1 protein-coding gene is annotated in these 370 nt (G+C 49.5%); it reads right to left on the bottom strand.

Translation table 11 applies throughout. From position 1 onward, the window contains the following. Positions 1-43 precede the first annotated feature (43 nt). Positions 44-370: hypothetical protein (locus F0U44_RS24325; RefSeq protein WP_497707152.1), on the bottom strand; the 327-nt coding region annotated here is incomplete at its 5' end.

Genomic DNA, 370 nt, shown 5'->3' on the forward strand with positions numbered 1-370 from the left:
GTGAGCTCTAAGCTGTTAAACAAATTGTGTTGACATGCCTAGATCAGTGTCTGAGGCCATTTGCGATATTTGAGGTGAGGGCACCACCAATGGCAGTGCCGATACCACCCAATGAAGTGGCAATGCCTTCAAGGCCCTTTTCGATTTTATCTTCGTCTATACCATGGTCTGCTAAACTGGAAATATCCTTTACGTGTCCGGCATTGTCTTTGCCAAAACTGTCGAGCGCGGAGTCACCAAAGCTACCGAATCCGGAGTCGTGGTGTCCAAATCCGGAGTCATGGTGTCCAAATCCGGAATCATGGTGTCCAAATCCGGAGTCATGGTGTCCAAATCCGGAGTCATGCCCGAAGCTACCGAATCCAGAGTC

The sequence above is a fragment of the Nocardioides humilatus genome, from assembly GCF_008373755.1.
Lineage (GTDB): Bacteria > Actinomycetota > Actinomycetes > Propionibacteriales > Nocardioidaceae > Nocardioides > Nocardioides humilatus.